14 protein-coding genes are annotated in these 17,036 nt (G+C 69.5%); 11 read left to right on the plus strand and 3 right to left on the minus strand.

Annotation, left to right across the window (positions count from 1 at the left end; genetic code table 11):
* Positions 1-190 precede the first annotated feature (190 nt).
* Positions 191-2,446 carry a (Fe-S)-binding protein gene (locus tag NLX83_RS08245; protein ID WP_254234237.1) on the minus strand — a complete coding sequence of 752 codons (2,256 nt, stop codon included), beginning with the start codon at positions 2,444-2,446 and terminating at the stop codon, positions 191-193.
* 238 nt (positions 2,447-2,684) lie between these two features.
* On the minus strand, positions 2,685-4,847 hold the full coding sequence (locus tag NLX83_RS08250; protein ID WP_254234238.1) for an LPXTG cell wall anchor domain-containing protein: 2,163 nt from the start codon (positions 4,845-4,847) through the stop codon (positions 2,685-2,687).
* Between the two features lie 387 nt (positions 4,848-5,234).
* Here NLX83_RS08250 and dnaK point away from each other — a divergent pair, with 387 nt between their 5' ends.
* The 7 genes from dnaK to NLX83_RS08285 all read left to right on the plus strand — a co-directional run bounded on the left by dnaK (position 5,235) and on the right by NLX83_RS08285 (position 11,776).
* Positions 5,235-7,079, plus strand: a complete 1,845-nt coding sequence (gene dnaK / locus NLX83_RS08255; protein WP_254234239.1) for a molecular chaperone DnaK — start codon at positions 5,235-5,237, stop codon at positions 7,077-7,079.
* The gene (grpE, locus tag NLX83_RS08260; protein WP_254234240.1) at positions 7,076-7,765 is read left to right on the plus strand and encodes a nucleotide exchange factor GrpE; all 690 of its coding nucleotides are present in this window, start codon (positions 7,076-7,078) and stop codon (positions 7,763-7,765) included. Before dnaK ends, grpE begins: the two co-directional genes overlap by 4 nt.
* 27 nt (positions 7,766-7,792) lie before the next feature.
* A complete protein-coding gene (gene dnaJ / locus NLX83_RS08265) occupies positions 7,793-8,980 on the plus strand; it encodes a molecular chaperone DnaJ (protein WP_254234241.1) in 1,188 nt (395 codons plus the stop codon).
* A complete protein-coding gene (locus tag NLX83_RS08270; RefSeq protein ID WP_254234242.1) occupies positions 8,980-9,453 on the plus strand; it encodes a heat shock protein transcriptional repressor HspR in 474 nt (157 codons plus the stop codon). The genes dnaJ and NLX83_RS08270 overlap by 1 nt, the downstream gene beginning before the upstream one ends.
* A gap of 88 nt (positions 9,454-9,541) precedes the next feature.
* Positions 9,542-9,949 carry a hypothetical protein gene (locus NLX83_RS08275; RefSeq protein ID WP_254234243.1) on the plus strand — a complete coding sequence of 136 codons (408 nt, stop codon included), beginning with the start codon at positions 9,542-9,544 and terminating at the stop codon, positions 9,947-9,949.
* Positions 9,915-10,535 carry a DUF3558 domain-containing protein gene (locus tag NLX83_RS08280; protein ID WP_254234244.1) on the plus strand — a complete coding sequence of 207 codons (621 nt, stop codon included), beginning with the start codon at positions 9,915-9,917 and terminating at the stop codon, positions 10,533-10,535. Before NLX83_RS08275 ends, NLX83_RS08280 begins: the two co-directional genes overlap by 35 nt.
* 104 nt (positions 10,536-10,639) lie before the next feature.
* Positions 10,640-11,776 (plus strand): sialidase family protein, encoded by a 1,137-nt coding sequence (locus tag NLX83_RS08285; RefSeq protein ID WP_254234245.1) that lies wholly within the window; start codon positions 10,640-10,642, stop codon positions 11,774-11,776.
* Positions 11,777-11,813: 37 nt separating this feature from the next.
* On the opposite strand, the gene NLX83_RS08290 is transcribed toward NLX83_RS08285, so the two are convergent.
* Positions 11,814-12,917, minus strand: a complete 1,104-nt coding sequence (locus NLX83_RS08290; protein ID WP_254234246.1) for an FAD-binding oxidoreductase — start codon at positions 12,915-12,917, stop codon at positions 11,814-11,816.
* A gap of 301 nt (positions 12,918-13,218) precedes the next feature.
* Here NLX83_RS08290 and NLX83_RS08295 point away from each other — a divergent pair, with 301 nt between their 5' ends.
* From NLX83_RS08295 to NLX83_RS08310, 4 genes are all read left to right on the plus strand, one after another.
* Positions 13,219-14,172: a pyridoxamine 5'-phosphate oxidase family protein gene (locus NLX83_RS08295; protein ID WP_254234247.1), complete on the plus strand. Its 954-nt coding sequence runs from the start codon at positions 13,219-13,221 to the stop codon at positions 14,170-14,172.
* Between the two features lie 58 nt (positions 14,173-14,230).
* Positions 14,231-14,686 carry a MarR family winged helix-turn-helix transcriptional regulator gene (locus NLX83_RS08300; RefSeq protein ID WP_254234248.1) on the plus strand — a complete coding sequence of 152 codons (456 nt, stop codon included), beginning with the start codon at positions 14,231-14,233 and terminating at the stop codon, positions 14,684-14,686.
* 83 nt (positions 14,687-14,769) lie between these two features.
* The gene (locus NLX83_RS08305) at positions 14,770-15,240 is read left to right on the plus strand and encodes a MarR family winged helix-turn-helix transcriptional regulator (protein ID WP_254234249.1); all 471 of its coding nucleotides are present in this window, start codon (positions 14,770-14,772) and stop codon (positions 15,238-15,240) included.
* A complete protein-coding gene (locus NLX83_RS08310; RefSeq protein ID WP_254234250.1) occupies positions 15,237-16,916 on the plus strand; it encodes an MDR family MFS transporter in 1,680 nt (559 codons plus the stop codon). The genes NLX83_RS08305 and NLX83_RS08310 overlap by 4 nt, the downstream gene beginning before the upstream one ends.
* The last annotated feature ends 120 nt before the right edge of the window (positions 16,917-17,036 follow it).

Here is a 17,036-nt window from a genome sequence, read left to right on the forward strand (position 1 = left end):
ACGCCAAAGGGCGGCTCCCCGAACAGGGGAAGCCGCCCTTCTTGCACTCCAGGGGTTGACGCGTCTTCAAGTACTACGAACCCCACCCACAGCAGTCTTTAACTGCCCCCAACCCTGTGCGGGTCGGGGGCAGTTAAAGACGTTCTGAGCGGGGGTAGGGCGTACTTGAAGACGCACGTACCCCGCCGGGTCAGGCTTTGTCCTGCTCGGGGAGCGGAGTGCCGGTGGGCTCTTCATCGGTCGGGGTGTCCTGCTCGGCGGGCTGACCGCGGCGGACGGACTCCAGCAGCATCTGGGCGACGTCGACGATCTGGACGCTTTCCTCGGCCTTGCCCTCGTTCTGCCGTTGGGTGAGGCCGTCGGTCAGCATCACGCGGCAGAACGGGCAGCCGGTCGCGATCTTGGTCGGCGCGGTGCCCAGCGCCTCGTCGACGCGGTCGACGTTGATGCGCTTGCCGATCCGCTCCTCCATCCACATCCGCGCGCCACCCGCGCCGCAGCACATGGAGCGGTCGCCGTGGCGGGGCATCTCGCGCAGCGTGGCACCGGTGGAGCCGATGAGGTCGCGCGGCGGCGAGTAGACCTTGTTGTGCCGCCCCAGGTAACACGGGTCGTGGTAGGTGACGTCCTCGGCGACCGGGGCGACGGGCACCAGGCGGCGCTCGCGGACGAGCTTGTTCAGCAGCTGCGTGTGGTGCACGACCTCGAACTGCCCGCCGAGCTGCGGGTACTCGTTGGCCAGCGTGTTGAAGCAGTGGGCACAGGTCACGACGACCTTGCGCTGCTTGGCTTCGCGGCCCTCGAAGACGGTGTTGAGCACCTCGACGTTCTGCTGCGCGAGCATCTGGAACAGGAACTCGTTGCCCGCGCGGCGGGCCGGGTCACCGGTGCAGGTCTCCTCCGAGCCGAGCACCACGTACTTGACGTCGGCCATGTGCAGCAGCTCGGCGACGGCCTGGGTGGTCTTCTTCGCGCGGTCCTCGAAAGCACCCGCGCAGCCGACCCAGAACAGGTACTCGGTCTCGGCGGCCAGTTCGCCGTCGAAGACGGGGACCTCGAAGTCCAGCGCCTCGGTCCAGGCGAGCCGGTCCTTGGCGTTCTGGCCCCAGGGGTTGCCCTTGTTCTCCAGGTTCTTGAACATCCCGCCCAGCTCGCTCGGGAAGTTCGACTCGATCAGCACCTGGTAGCGGCGCATGTCGACGATGTGGTCGACGTGCTCGATGTCCACCGGGCACTGCTCGACGCACGCGCCGCAGCTGGTGCAGGACCACAACACCTCGGGGTCGATGACGCCCAGCTCGTCCGGCCCACCGATCAGCGGGCGCTCGGACTCGGCGAGCGCGAGCACGTTGATGTTGGCGAGGCGGGCCTCCGCGTCGTCACCGGTGATGCCGACCTCGTCGCCGCCCATGTCCTTGCGCCCGCCTGCGAGCAGGTACGGGGCCTTGGCGTAGGCGTGCTCGCGGAGGCTGGTGATCAGCAGCTTCGGCGACAGCGGCTTGCCGGTGTTCCACGCGGGGCACTGGGACTGGCACCGGCCGCACTCCGTGCAGGTGGTGAAGTCGAGCCAGCCCTTCCAGCCGAAGTCCTCGATCTTGCCGGCGCCGAAGACGTCCTTCTCCGGGTCGGCCTCCTCGAAGTCCAGCGGCTTGCCGCCGCTCATCATCGGCTTCAGGGCGCCGAGCGCGACGCCGCCGTCGTCCTCGCGCTTGAAGTAGATGTTGAAGAACGCCGTGAACCGGTGCCAGGCAACGCCCATCGTCATGTTGCGCGCGATGACGATCGCCCAGGTGCCGGAGATGAAGACCTTCAGCGCGGCCACGATCGACACGGCGACCAGGCTCGCGGGCAGCAGCGCGCCGAGGCCGTGCGAGATCGGCGCCGCCCACACCGGGTACGGCAGCAGGCCGTTGGCGGACTTGAAGGCGCGGATGCCGAAGATGCACAGGCCGACGCCGAGGATGACCGCCTCGACGAAGTACGCCTGGCCGAAGTTGGAGCCGGAGAAGCGGGACTGGCGGTCGGCCCGGCGCGGGTGGTTGCGCTGCCGGATCGCGATCAGCACCAGGATGCCGACGACCGTGGTCAGACCGATCAGCTCGACGAACATGCCCCAGACGGTCCAGTGCCCGATGATCGGCAGCTCGAAGGTGGGGTCGAAGACCTCGCCGTGCGCCTCGACCAGCGTCAGCACCAGCGAGCCGAAGCCCACCATGACGAACCAGTGCGCCGCGCCGACCGTGCCCCACTTGAGCATCCTCGTGTGGCCGAGGACCTCCTTGAGCATGTTCTTCAGCCGCGGCACCACGGGGCCGTTGCGCGTCGGGTCGGGTTGGCCGAGCCGGATCGTGCGCACCATGCGGATGACGGTCTGCGTCAGCATCGTGACCCAGACCAACGTCATCGCGACGCAGATCAGGCCCAACACGATGTGCAAGGCGCCCATGCCCACGGCCTTCCTGTCCGGTTTTCTACCGTGCCGGGAGACTACGCCATATTACTGACCAGTAACCACTGGGAAGTGGCGGCCGTCGCACCCCAGCGGCGGAGATCAGCTCGCATCCTCGCAAACGCGCCGGGAGCCCACCCACTGAGCGCGCCCTAACCGCGGCGCGAAAAGCAGAACGCCGGTGAGTGGCGCCCTGTGCCACTCACCGGCGTTCGGTCATCGACCGATCAGGCGGTCACGCCTTGCGGCGGCGGAACTTCACCATCAGCGCGCCACCGGCGACGAGGGCGACGAGGCCGCCGACGATCAGCTGCCACACGAAGTCGACACCCGTGTCGGCCAGGCCGCCACCACCCGGCTTGTTGTTGCCGGGCTGCGGACCGGGAGCCGCGCCCTTGACGATGTAGCGGACGCTGGTGACGTCGGAGTCGACCTTCTCCACGGTCTGCCGGGCGCCGATCACGCGCTCGCCCACCGCGAGGTCCGCGGTCAGCGGCAGCGACCACTTGCCGTCTGCGGCGACCGTGGCCTCGCCGACCTTCTTGTCGTCGACGGTCACGGTGACCAGTGCCTTGGCGATACCGGTACCGGCGACCACGGGCTTGGCGTTGTCGCTGGTGGCGCCGGTCTTCGGCTCGGTGATCTGCGGGGCGACCGGGACGACGGTGAACTTCGAGGTCGTCTCCTTGGAGGAGGTGCCCTTCAGGGTCTGCTTCACCTTGACCTCGTGCGCGCCGAGGGCCAGCTCGGAGCCGACCTTCAGCGTCCACTCGGACTTGTCGGTGCCGGTGGCCTCACCGAGGTCCTTGCCGTCGAGCTGCACGCTGACCTTGGCGCCGGGCTTGGCCGCGCCGCTCAGGGTCGGCTTCGTCTCGGTGATCCTGGCGTCGGCGGCCGGGGTCTTGACGGTGGCCGGGCGCAGGTTCGGCTCGTCCGGGTCGAGGTGCGCGGCGATGCCGTCGCCGTTGGCGTCCTTGGTCTGCGTCGGGTTGGCCGACAGCTCCTCGACGTCCTTCACGCCGTCGCCGTCCGCGTCACCGGTGGTGGTGAGCACGGTCAGCTTGTTGCCGCTGAACTCCGGCAGCGTGAGGATGTCGGTGGCCAGGCTCTCGCCGAGGTTCTGGTAGGTCAGGTTGCCGTTGTTGTCCGGCACCTTGATGCACTTGCCGTCCTCGAAGTAGGCACCGGTGCTCCAGCCGAGCGCGGCACCGCCCGCGACGATCGCGCCGCCGCTGTCGCCACCGGCGACGCAGGCGCCGTGGAACTCGAAGCCGAGCTGGGCCTTGCCCTTCTCGGTGCCGTCGCCGATGTACCAGAGCGAGCGCTCGTTGACGACCTTCCCGCAGGTCCAGCCGGTGGTGCGGCCCGACTTGCACACGTTCATGCCGACGATCGCCTGGCTGACCGAGTCGACCTTGACGTTGCCGCCCGCGTTGCCCCAGGTGTAGACCTCCGGCACCGCGCGCACGGCCGGGTTGGTGACCCGGATGGTGGCGTAGTCGTTGCCCTTGCGCTCGTCGATCTGGCCGTTGCCGTTGTCGGCGTTGTCCCAGACGGTGGTGGCGAAGGCGCCGATCTTGTCACCGAGGTTGGACTGGTTGCCCTGCTTGACCTCGACGAAGACCTCCTTGAGCGCCGGGGTGTGCATCAGCGCGCAGTGGCCCGCGGTCAGCGGGGTGAGCTTGCCGTTCTGGTCAACGGCGTTGAAGCCGATGGAGCACAGGCCGTAGCTGGGGCTGGCGCCACCGCTGGAGCCGATGTAGCCGCTGCCGTTGAGCAGGTTGGCCGGGGCCTTCGGCTGGAGCTTGCCGTACTTCACGTCCTGGGAGACCTGCGGCTTGGGCATCTTGGCCTGGACGCGGCGGCCGTCCTCGGAGTCGGCCAGCACGATGTTGAGCTTGCCGCCCTTGACGTCGATGCTCGCGGAGAAGACCAGCTTGCGCTCGGCCTCGGGCAGCGACCTGACCCAGGTGGACAGCGCGTTGAGCGCGTCCTTCAGCCTGGCCTCGGTGGTCGGGCGCACGTGCGCCTCGGCACCGGCGGCGCGGGCCTTCTTCGCGGCGGCCTCGGAGGTCACGGCGACGTGGGCCTTCTTGGTGGCCGGGTCGAACCAGACGCCGCCGAACTCACGGCCGAGCTCCTTGCGCAGCGCGGTGCCCGTTGCGGCCGCCTTCTGCGCGGACTTGGCGTCGTTGACGTAGGTCGCGGCGTCGGTCTTCAGGTCGCGCTGGATGGCTTCCTTCAGGCCGGGCGGGAGCTGGCGGACGGTCGCCTCGGTCGAGGCCGCGTCCGGCTCGGCGGCCGGGGCCACGCCGGCGCTGAACGCGACCGACAGGGCGACCAGACCGGTCACCGCCGCAGCGGCGACCAAGCCCCTGCGGAGTCTTCCCTCGGACAATTGATCTCCCCAGTTCAGTTACCTCGTACGGGTGACGGGCGGGACCATAGGCATACGAGGAGCTACTTCGTATCCACTTCGTGAAAGAAGGCGCGAACTTCGTTATCCGGATTTCACCTGGTGAGCCCGCTACTACTCCGTTCGGCGGCATACCTCCGTCGTCATTCGGACGGGTGAGCATGATCAACAGACTGTGACCGCCGTCGCTTTCCGGCCGGGAACCCCGCCGGGCGCCCGGCCGTTGAGCGAGTCAGAAAGCTTGAGCGCGGATCACTCAACTTCGGTTTGACGCCGGACCAGGGGAGACTCCAGACTTGAGCCAGGCGCGCTCAAGGCTCCTCGCCGGGCGCGCGACCCACCGATCACCGATTCACGGAGGAAACTGCAATGGCGCGAGCGGTCGGAATCGACCTCGGGACGACCAACTCCGTCGTCGCCGTCCTCGAAGGCGGCGAGGCCACGGTCGTCGCCAACTCGGAGGGCTCGCGGACGACGCCCTCCATCGTGGCCTTCGCCAAGAACGGCGAGGTGCTCACCGGTCAGCCCGCCAAGAACCAGGCGGTGACCAACGTCGACCGGACCATCCGGTCCGTCAAGCGCCACATGGGCACCGACTGGAAGGTCGAGCTCGACGACAAGAAGTACACCGCGCAGGAGATCAGCGCCCGCGTGCTGATGAAGCTCAAGCGCGACGCGGAGGCCTACCTCGGCGAGGAGATCACCGACGCGGTGATCACCGTCCCCGCCTACTTCGAGGACGCCCAGCGCCAGGCCACCAAGGAGGCCGGGCAGATCGCGGGCCTCAACGTCCTGCGCATCGTCAACGAGCCGACCTCGGCCGCGCTGGCCTACGGCCTGGACAAGGGCGAGAAGGAACAGACCATCCTGGTCTTCGACCTCGGTGGCGGCACCTTCGACGTCTCGCTGCTGGAGCTCGGCGACGGCGTCGTCGAGGTCCGCGCGACCAGCGGTGACAACCACCTCGGCGGTGACGACTGGGACCAGCGCGTCGTCGACTGGCTGGCGGAGAAGTTCAAGACCAGCAGCGGCATCGACCTGACCAAGGACAAGATGGCGATGCAGCGGATCCGCGAGGCCGCGGAGAAGGCGAAGATCGAGCTCTCCAGCTCCTCCACCGCCAGCATCAACCTGCCGTACATCACCGTCGACGCGGACAAGAACCCGCTGTTCCTCGACGAGACGCTGACCCGCGCCGAGTTCCAGCGGATCACCTCGGACCTGCTCGACCGCTGCCGCGCGCCGTTCAACAACGTGATCAAGGACGCCGGCATCCCGATCGGCAACATCGACCACGTCGTCCTGGTCGGCGGCTCCACCCGGATGCCCGCCGTCGCCGAGCTGGTCAAGGAGCTGACCGGCGGCCGTGAGCCGAACAAGGGCGTGAACCCGGACGAGGTCGTCGCCATCGGCGCCGCGCTGCAGGCGGGTGTCCTCAAGGGCGAGGTCAAGGACGTCCTGCTGCTCGACGTCACCCCGCTGAGCCTGGGCATCGAGACCAAGGGCGGCGTGATGACCAAGCTGATCGAGCGCAACACCACGATCCCGACCAAGCGCTCGGAGATCTTCTCCACCGCCGACGACAACCAGACCACGGTGGGCATCCAGGTCTACCAGGGCGAGCGCGAGATCGCGGCCTACAACAAGAAGCTGGGCACCTTCGACCTGGTCGGCCTGCCGCCCGCCCCGCGCGGCGTGCCGCAGATCGAGGTCACCTTCGACATCGACGCCAACGGCATCGTGCACGTGCAGGCCAAGGACCTTGCCACCGGCAAGGAGCAGGGCATGACCATCACCGGCGGCTCCGCGCTCGGCAAGGACGAGATCGACCGGATGATGAAGGACGCCGAGGCGCACGCGGACGAGGACAAGAAGCGCCGCGAGGAGGCCGAGGTCCGCAACCAGGCCGAGACCCTGGTCTACCAGACCGAGAAGTTCCTCAAGGACAACGAGGAGAAGGTCCCGGCCGAGGCCAAGGAGAAGGTCAGCGCCGCCATCTCCGGCGCCCAGGAGGCGTTGAAGGGCACCGACATCGCCGCCATCAAGGACGCGGTGGAGAAGCTCAACGCCGAGTCCCAGGCGCTCGGCCAGGCGATGTACGCCCAGGCCGCCCCGCAGGGCGGTGCCGAGGGCGCGCCGGGCGGCAACGCCGACGCCAAGGCCGACGACGTGGTGGACGCCGAGATCGTCGACGACGAGAAGGGCAAGAAGTGACGGTGGAGCACTCGGAGCACCAGGAGGGCGAGCCCCGCGTGGTGGTCCGCGACCGGCGCCGCGTCGACCCGGAGACCGGCGAGGTCCGCCCGCCCGCTCCGGCAGGCGAGGAGCCGGGCGCGGGTCCGGTGGCCCAGGAGGGCGGCAGGCACGCCGCCACCGAGTCCACTGAGACCGCCGAGCCCACCGCCGAGGACCGGGCCGCCGAGGAGACCGCGGCGCTGCGGGCCGAACTGGCCGAGCGCACCGCGGACCTGCAGCGGCTGAGCGCGGAGTACGCCAACTACCGCAAGCGCGTCGAGCGCGACCGGGAGGCGGTGATCGCGGGCGCCAAGGCGCAGGTGGTCACCGACCTGCTCGGCGTGCTCGACGACCTGGAGCGGGCCGAGGCGCACGGCGACCTCACCGGCGCGTTCAAGGCGGTGGCCGACAAGCTCGGCGCGGCCCTGACCAAGGCCGGGCTGGAGCCCTTCGGCACCGAGAACGAGCCGTTCGACCCGTCGGTGCACGAGGCGGTGCAGCACAGCACGTCCCCCGAGGTCTCCGGACCGACGGTGACCCTGGTGATGCGCCGCGGCTACCGCTTCGGCGACCGGGTCGTGCGCCCGGCGCTGGTCGGCGTGACCGACCACGAGCCAGCCGCCCAGGTCGTCGAGCCGGACTCCGGCGACCGTGGCGAAGGCTGATCGAGGACCGAGGGGAGGGGACGCCCGATGAGTGCGCGGGACTGGATCGAGAAGGACTTCTACGGCGAGTTGGGCGTTTCCTCCTCGGCCTCGGCCGACGAGATCAAGAAGTCGTACCGGAAGCTGGCGCGGGAACTGCACCCCGACGCCAACCCGGGTGACGCGGCGGCCGAGTCCCGGTTCAAGGCCGTCTCCGAGGCGTACGCGGTGCTCTCCGACCCGGAGAAGCGCAGGCAGTACGACGAGGCCCGCAGCCTCTTCGGCGGCGGGCGCGGCGGCTTCGACGGTTTCAGCGGCGGCAACACCGGCTTCGACTTCGGCAACATCTTCGGCGGTGGTGGCGGAGGCGGCGGCCAGGGCGCGGGCGGAGGCGGTTTCAGCGACCTCTTCGGCGGCCTGTTCGGCAAGCGCGGCGGTGCGTCGGGAACGGCGAACCGGGCGCGGCGCGGTTCGGACGTCGAGACCGAGGTGCGGATCGACTTCGTGGACGCGGTCAAGGGCGCGACGGTGCTGCTGCGCCTGTCCAGCCCGACCACGTGCGGCACCTGCGGCGGCGACGGCGCGGCCCCCGGCACCTCGCCGAGGGTCTGCCCGAGCTGCTCGGGATCCGGCCTGGTCACCCGCAACCAGGGCGCGTTCGCCTTCAGCGAGCCGTGCCGGGACTGCCGGGGCAACGGCAAGATCATCGACACCCCGTGCGGCGAGTGCGGTGGCGAAGGGATCAGCACGCGGACCCGCGCGCTGAACATCCGCATCCCCGCCGGGGTCGAGGACGGCCAGCAGATCCGGCTGGCCGGACAGGGCGAGCCCGGCCGCAACGGGGCCGCCGCCGGTGATCTCTACGTGCGGGTGCACGTCAGCCCGCACGAGCTGTTCGGCCGTTCCGGCAATGATCTGACGCTGAGCGTGCCGGTGACCTTCCCCGAGATGGCCCTGGGGACCACACTGACCATTCCGACCCTGGACTCCTCCGTGACCGTGCGCGTGCCCCCGGGCACCGCGAGCGGCCGCGTGCTGCGCGTCCGGGGGCGGGGTGTGGTCCGCAAGGACGGGCAGGCCGGTGACCTGCTGATCACCCTGCAGGTGCACGTGCCGTCCACTGTGGACGATACGGCCCGCGCGGCGCTGGAGGCCTACGCCGAGGCGACCGCGGGCGCCGACCCGAGGGCCGGCCTGAACGCGTTGCTGCAGAAGAAGGACCCAGGGGAGGCGTGATGAACCCCGACCCCAGCTGGCAGGGCGTCCCGGCGGCGCCCGGCACCGATGAGGACACCCCGGTGTTCGTCATCTCGGTGGCGGCCCAGCTCGCCGGGCTGCACGCGCAGACGCTGCGCACCTACGACCGGCTGGGGTTGGTCTCCCCCGGCCGGTCGCCGGGCGGCGGGCGGCGCTACTCGGCCCGCGACATCACGCTGCTGCGCCAGGTGCAGCGGCTCTCGCAGGAGGAGGGCATCAGCCTCTCCGCGATCAAGCGCATCATCGACCTGGAACAGCACGTGGACGCCCTGAGCGCCAAGGTCTCCGAGCTCACCGAGCGCCTCGTCGACGCCCACGAGCAGCTGGCCGCGGCCCACGCCGCCGCCGAGAGCGCCGCAGCCGCGGTGCACGCCTCCTACCGCCACGACCTCGTGCCGGTGAAGCCGCAGTCCACCGCCCTGGTCATCTGGCGACCCCGCCCCCGCCGCTGACCGGCACATGCCCAATCCCGGCGGGGCATAGTTTGCGGACCCCGCAAAGCCGCCTTTGCGCACCCCGCAACATTGTTACCGTCGATCCATGACCGAGGGCGGGGGGATTTCCGGCGATCCGCGCTGGCGTGGTGAGTGGACCGCGATCCCCACCCGCGAGGAAGCGACCCGCCCCGGCACGCTGCGCATCGACCGCGACAAGATCCCCCAGGCCATCGCCCTCTTCCGCAGTATTCGGAACCGCATGGACGACCTGGCCGAGGAAGCCAAGACGGCGTTGATCGTGGAGCCGATGGCCGCTGATCGGGTCAGCGCCTACGCCGCGGAGATGCTGACGGCGAAGGGGTTGACCGAGCCGGAGTGCGCTTACAACGCCATCGCGGCGTTCCGTGATCAACTTCAGGGCATGATCGACCGGCTCGAAGAGACCCAGCGCATGATGGCCACCATGGAGCACACCAATGTCGAGGGATTCCGCCGGGGCCAGGGTGGCTGATCGCACGGCACGCCGCCGTCTCACGGCACTCGGGGTCGGCCTGCTCGCATTGCCCCTCGTCAGCTGCGTCAACGTCGTCGGGAGCGACACCCCCGCCACCACGACACCCACCACACCAGCGGTCCAGCGGCCACGCGTCCTCTCCATGGCCGACGTCGATCCCTGCACCCTGCTGACACCCGAACAGCAGCGCACCTTCGGCATCGACCAACCATCCCGACCCGATGACAGCGTCGTTCTCAACGCGAAGTCGTGCCGGTTCCCCAACGAAGCCCTCTCCACCAGCGTCAGCTTCATCCCCATTCCGCACACGGGCATCGACCGATTCGCGGCCGGAGAGGTCAGAGGCGAAGTCCGGGACCTCAGCATCGGCGGGTTCCCCGCCAAAGAGAACTTCGTGCCCGTCAAGCCCAACCTTCCCCCCTGGTGCGATGTCGTTGTCGACGTCGCACCTGGGCAGGCGCTCAATGCCCGCTACTCCAAGAACGGGACGACCAAGCCGCCGTTCCTCACCAGGGATGAACTCTGCAAGCGGGCGGCGGAGGCGGCGGAGGCGGCCATCGCGACGCTCATGAACAAGGGCTGACCACTGGGCCAAATGGGGCAAATGGACTAGGGCGATGCGACATTCGGCCCAGTGGAATGCGAAAGTGTGCCTCCCCGACACGCTCTCCTTCCCCGAGGAGCCCCATGCATCGCCGTGCAGGCCAGGTGGTCCTGGTCGTACTCGTGCTGCTGGTGAGCGCCGTTCCCGCGCTCGCGGAACCCAGCCCCGTGCGGTCGCTCGAGCAGACCCACGCGACCTACCCCAGGGCGATCCGCCTCCAGCACTCCGGACCGTTCAACGGCCGCGTCATCGCCACCGTCACCACCTACACCAACGGCGCCGGGATCGGCTCGGTCTACGAGAGCCGGGACGACGGGAAGAGCTTCCGCAGGATCGGCGCGATCAAGGATCCCCTTGCCGCGCGCGGGTTGTGCTGCACGCACCTCTACGAGTTGCCGCAGCGGGTGGGCAAGCTGCCCAAGGGCACGCTGCTGTGGGCGGGCAGCGTCGGCCAGAACGGCGGGAACATGTCGCTGCGGGTCTGGCACAGCCGGGACCGCGGTCGCTCCTGGTCGCAGCTGACCTCCTGCTACGACTCCCCCAACGGCCAGGGCCTGTGGGAGCCGGAGCTGTTCGTGGACCCGAAGGGGCGGCTGGTCTGCCAGTTCGCCGACGAGACGGAGAAACCGCGCTTCGACCAGCTCATCGCGCAGCGGGTGTCGGTGGACGGGGTCACCTGGGGACCGAAGACGCACGTGGTGACGAGCGGGAACCGTTGGCACCGCCCGGGAATGCCGAACGTGCGGCGGCTGGGCAACGGCGTCTACTACATGACCTACGAGATCTGCGCGCAGTTCGGCAAGTACTTCTGCGCGGTCTACTACCGGACCTCGACCGACGGCGTGAGCTGGGGCGACCCGTTCAACTTCGGCACGCTGGTGGAGAGCACGCACGGGCGGTACTTCACGCACACGCCCACGATCGCGCTGACGCCGCAGGGCAGGCTGTTGCTGATCGGGCAGATCCTGCAGAACCCGGACGGCTCGGTCGCCCCGGGCAACGGGCGGACGCTGTTCGTCAACGACAACAACGGTGTCGGCCGGTGGACGGAGGGCCCCGCCCCCGTCTCGGTGCCGGGCGCGCGGGACAACTACTGCCCGAACTACAGCCCGACGCTGGTGTCCTCGCTGGACGGCAAGCGGGTGCTGGAGATCTCCACCGACTACGTCGGGGACCAGAGCTGCCGGGCGTTCTTCGCCACCGGCCCGCTGCCCGCCTGACCGGTGCCTGGCGGACCCGCGGGGGTCCGCCAGGCACTCAGTCGAGGGTGAACGGGTCGTACTTGATCCGGTCCAGCGGTGTGCCCGCGACGAGCATCCGGGACACGGTGGCGCGGATCATCGCCGGTGAACCGCAGACCAGCACGTCGCGGTCGTTCCACGAGCCGTAGCGGGTGACCACGTCGGCGAGCGAGCCGTGCTCGACGCCGCGCGCGCCGGGGTCGGCCTCCAGGGTCGGCACCACGGTCAGCCACGGGTTGGCCATGGCCAACCGCTGGAGGTTCTCCAGGTCGTAGAGGTCGGCGCGGGTGCGTCCGCCGACGAACAGGTTGACCCTCGGGTTCTCGCCCCACTGGGCCATGTCGTCGACCATCGCGCGCATCGGCGCGACCCCGGTGCCGCCCGCGACCATCAGCACGTCGCGGCCGTTGGTGCGGTCGACGCCCATCCGGCCCATCGGCGGACCGATCCGCCAGGTGTCGCCGATCTGGGCGTGCCCGACGATCGCGCGGCTGACCCAGCCGCCCTCGACCGCGCGGACGTGGAACTCCATCATCCCGTCCTCGCGCGGGCCGTTGGCCGGTGAGAGGTAGCGCCACAGGCGGGGGCGCTGCGGGGTCTCCACGCTGACGTACTGGCCCGCGCGGTAGGGGATCGGGTACTCGGTCTGCACGCGCACGATCGCGAGGTCCCAGCTCAACCGCTGGTGGCCGACCACCTGGCCGTTCCACCACGCCGGGCTCTCGTCGGCGTTGGCCGCCTCCTGCATGGTGCGGGCCATGATCGTGTAGGCCTCGGCCCACGCGCGTTCGACGTCCGAGGTCCACGCGTCGCCCGCGTACTTGCGCACGGAGGACAGCAGCGCGGTGCCGACCGCCTCGTAGTGGCTGGCCACGACGCCGAACTTGCGGTGGTCGCGGCCGAGCTGCCGTAGGAAGGGAACAAGGTCATCGGGGCGGTCCACCATCTGTACGACGTGGACCAGCGCACGCAGCAGTCGGCTGCGTTGCACCTCCATGTTCGCCGGGAACAGCTCGCGAGTGGCCGGTGCGAGACTGAACAGCATCCCGTAGAAGAACCTGGCGACATCCTCAGCCCTCGGCTCCACGACCGCGAAGCTCTCCCGGATCATCCGCACCATGGCGGAGACCTGGGCAGGGGGCTGGCGGTTAGGTTGCGAGGGTGGCACTGGCATAAGCACGGCGTTCGCGGTCATGGTCCGGGCGCGTCTTCTCCACGTTGTTCGGCGTACCGCGTTGGCACACCATTGGTCGACGAGCGTCCCCCGACAGGGTGGACACTAACTCGTCATCCAGCCCAGTGGCCCCTTGATGCCACCTTCGAGTGCAACTTGCTTACTGCGTGTGTACATACTTCCGGCCAACGGGCGAACCTCCCACCTACATGTGCGTCGACCCACGTGGTCGTGACACCGTGACACCGTGAGCCCCGACTCCCCCGTCCCGACCGGTACCGCCGGTCCTGACCTACTGCTACTGGAGCTGGCCGAGCCCTCGTCACGTCCCCCGACCGTGCGAGCCACCCGTCCAGTTGATCACGAGCGGCAGCGGAGCGCCGGTGCGTCCAGCTCCATTCCGCCACCGCATTCTCCCGCGCGCACGGGTGTTCCAGAAAGCCCTTCCGGCACACCCGTTCGCCGCGCGTCCGAACAGCCGACCCGGTTGCTCCAGCGGCCGACGCCACCGGAAGCGGCGCCGACCAGGCTGATCGCGCTCCCACCCGAGGACCCGCACGCCGATCCGGGTGATCGACTGCCCGGATCTCGGGGCGAACATCTGCTGCAGAACGTGTACGGCACCCACAAGCGGGCCGAGCGCTTCTACAACGACCAGGTGCTCGACCACCTCAACGACCGGATGGTCGAGTTCATCGGCCGGATGGAGATGCTGTTCGTCTCCACCGCCGACAACAAGGGCGAGTGCGACGCTTCGCTGCGCGCGGGCCCGCCCGGCTTCGTGCGGGCGCTGGACACCGGTCACGTCGCGTACCCGGAGTACCGGGGCAACGGCGTGATGGCCAGCCTCGGCAACATCAGCGAGAACCCGCACGTGGGCATCCTGATGATCGACTTCGCCGAGGACGTGATCGGCCTGCACGTCAACGGGCACGCCCGGATCGTGGAGGACGCCGACCTGCGCCGGGAGCACCCGGAGCTGCCGACGGACTTCGAGAAGGGCCGGACCCCGGAGCGCTGGGTGGTGGTCGAGGTCGAGGAGGCCTACATCCACTGCCGCAAGCACATCCCCCGGATGGTGCCGGTCGGCCGGGACCGCCCGTGGGGCACCGACGACGCCAAGCGCAAGGGCGGGGACTACTTCGGGGCGAAGGAGCTGCCGAAGCCCTGGCAAACCACCCGGGTGGGTCACCAGGAGTGAGCGCGGTCGTGCCCTACGGTCTCCCCTCAGGCCCGAACGAGGGGAAGACCGGGGGACGATGACCGACGAGGACACTGCGCACGTGCACCGGCGAGCGGCCGGGGACGCGGTGGAGCGCGAGCTGTCGGTGCTGTTCCGGCGCGCTCGCAGCCTGTCGCTGTCCCTGGCCGCCCGGCTGCACCCGGACCTGGACGCCGCCGCGTACGGGCTGCTGGTGTTCATCGCCGACGGCGAGCCGGTCCGCGCGGCCGAGCTGGCCGGGCGCTTCGGACTGGACAAGTCGACGGTGAGCAGGCAGCTCGCCCAGCTGGAGTCGCTGGAGTTGATCGAGCGGGTCGCCGATCCCACCGATGGCCGGGCGCGCCTGGTGCAGCTCACCGGGAACGGCAGGCAGCGGCTGGTCGCCGTGCGCAACGAGCGCAGGCAGCGGTTCTGGCAGAGCTTCTCCGGCTGGGAGACCGACGACATCCGCGCGCTCGCGGACCTGCTCGGCAAGCTCAACGAGGACCTCTGACCCCAGAAAGGGCTTGCCCAAAAGGTTGCAGAGCGCAACTAACTCCCTTATAGTTGTATTGCGCAACCATGAGGGAGGCAGCCGTGGCGCCCACCACCCAGACCTGCGTCGAGCTGATCCAGCACGTCCGCGAGCTCGTCCAGCTCCGGCACGCGGTGGCCCACCGCCAGGTCGAGCCGGGCGAGCCCAGCTTCGCGCTGATCAGCCTGCTCTCCGAGCTCGACCGGCGCGGCGAGTGCGCGGGCGGCACGCTCGCCCAGGAGCGCGCCGTCGACCCGTCGGTGGTCAGCAGGCAGATCGCCCAGCTGGAGCGCGCGGGGCTGGTCAGCCGCCGCCCCTCCCCCGGGGACGGACGCGTGCACCTGATCAGCGCGACCCCGAAGGGCACGGCGGTGCTCGACGGGTGGCGACGACGGCAGACGGCATGGCTGCGCCAGGCGCTCGACACCTGGCCGGATGACGACGTGAACCGGGTCAGCTCGCTGATCGAGGCCATGGCCCGCGCCGTGCGCGAGGCACTGGAACCGACAACCCCGGCCGGAGCCGCCCGATGAGCGAGACCTCCCCGATGACGCACCGCGAGATCCTGCGGGCGATGACCGGGCTGCTGCTCGCGCTGCTGGTGGCGATCCTCAGCTCGACCATCGTGGCCAACGCGCTGCCGACGATCCTCGCCGACCTGAAGGGCACGCAGGGCCAGTACACCTGGGTCGTCACCGCCACCCTGCTCGCGTCGACCGCGACCACCCCGCTCTGGGGCAAGCTCGCCGACCTGTTCAGCAAGAAGCTGCTCTACCAGGTGGCCATCGGCCTGTTCACCCTCGGTTCGGTGCTCTGCGGGCTGGCCCAGTCGATGCCCGAGCTGATCGCCTACCGCGCGGTGCAGGGCCTGGGCCTCGGCGGCGTGCAGGCGCTGGCGCAGGTGGTCATCGCGGCCATGGTCAGCCCGCGCGAACGCGGTCGCTACAGCGGCTACACCGGTTCGGTGCTGGCCGTGGCCACGGTGGCGGGACCGCTGGCGGGCGGCTTCATCGTGGACACCGACTGGCTCGGCTGGCGCTGGTGCTTCTTCGTGGTGGTGCCGCTGGCGCTGCTCGCGATGTACGTGATCGGCCGGACGCTGCACCTGCCCGTGCTGCGCCGCGAGGTCAGCATCGACTGGGCGGGAGCCACCCTCATCACCGGCGGGGTCAGCCTGCTGCTGATCTGGATCTCGTTGGTGGGCAAGAACTTCCCGTGGTTGTCCTGGCAGTCCGGGGCATTCGTGCTCGGCTCGCTGGTGACGCTGGCGGCGGCGTTGGTGGTGGAGGGCCGGGTGCGCGAACCGGTCATCCCGCTGCGGCTGTTCCGCAACCGCACCCTCGTGCTCGGCGTGCTGGCGAGCGTCGCGGTCGGCACCGGGATGTTCGGGGCCTCGGTCTTCCTCGGCCAGTACTTCCAGCTGGCCCGCGGGTTCTCACCGACCGTCGCCGGGTTGCTCACGCTGCCGCTGATCTTCGGGTTGCTCACCTCGTCGACGCTGTCCGGGCAGTTGATCACGCGCACCGGGCGGTGGAAGGGCTTCCTGGTCTCGGGCGCGGTGCTGATGGCGCTCGGGCTGGCGCTCATGTCGGGCGTGGACCACGGCACCTCGCTCTGGCTGCTGGGCGGCTACCAGCTGCTACTCGGCCTCGGGCTCGGGCTGAGCACGCAGAACCTGGTGCTGGCCGTGCAGAACTCCACCGACGTCCGGGACCTCGGAGCGGCCAGTTCGACCGTGACGTTTTTCCGCTCGCTCGGCGGCACGGCTGGTGTGTCGGTGCTCGGCGCGGTGCTGGCGGCGCAGGTCTCCGAACTGGTCACGGAGAAACTGCACGGGGCGACCGGCGGGGACGGCACGCTGGACCTCGCGCACCTGCCCGAGCCGGCGCGGACGGTGGTGCGCGACGCCTACGGCGACGCCACCGGCCTGCTCTTCCTGATCGCCGCGGTGATCTCACTGGTCACACTGGCCTCAGTGCTGTTGATCAAGGAAGTTCCGCTGCGCGGCTCATCCACAGGCACTGAGGACAAGCCTGTGGACAACGAACTGGGGATTGGGGATAACTCGGTGCGTCCTGTGGGTACTGGTGTGAAGCATGTGAGTGAAGTGGCGCTGTCTGGGGGTAGGACGGGCCAACATGTGGAGCAGCGCGGCGGATCTGTGGATTCCGCTGTGGACAAATGGGAACCATCCACAGGCCGGAGATGACCGCGCCCCGCGGGTGACCGACGCCACCACGCGATGTCCCGCCTCAGCTAAGTTGAGCGGAACACACTCAACCTTTCGCTCGTTGGTTGGGTGTTGGACCCGGTTGACGATGAGGTAGGG

This window comes from Allokutzneria sp. A3M-2-11 16 (assembly GCF_024213555.1).
Lineage (GTDB): Bacteria > Actinomycetota > Actinomycetes > Mycobacteriales > Pseudonocardiaceae > Allokutzneria.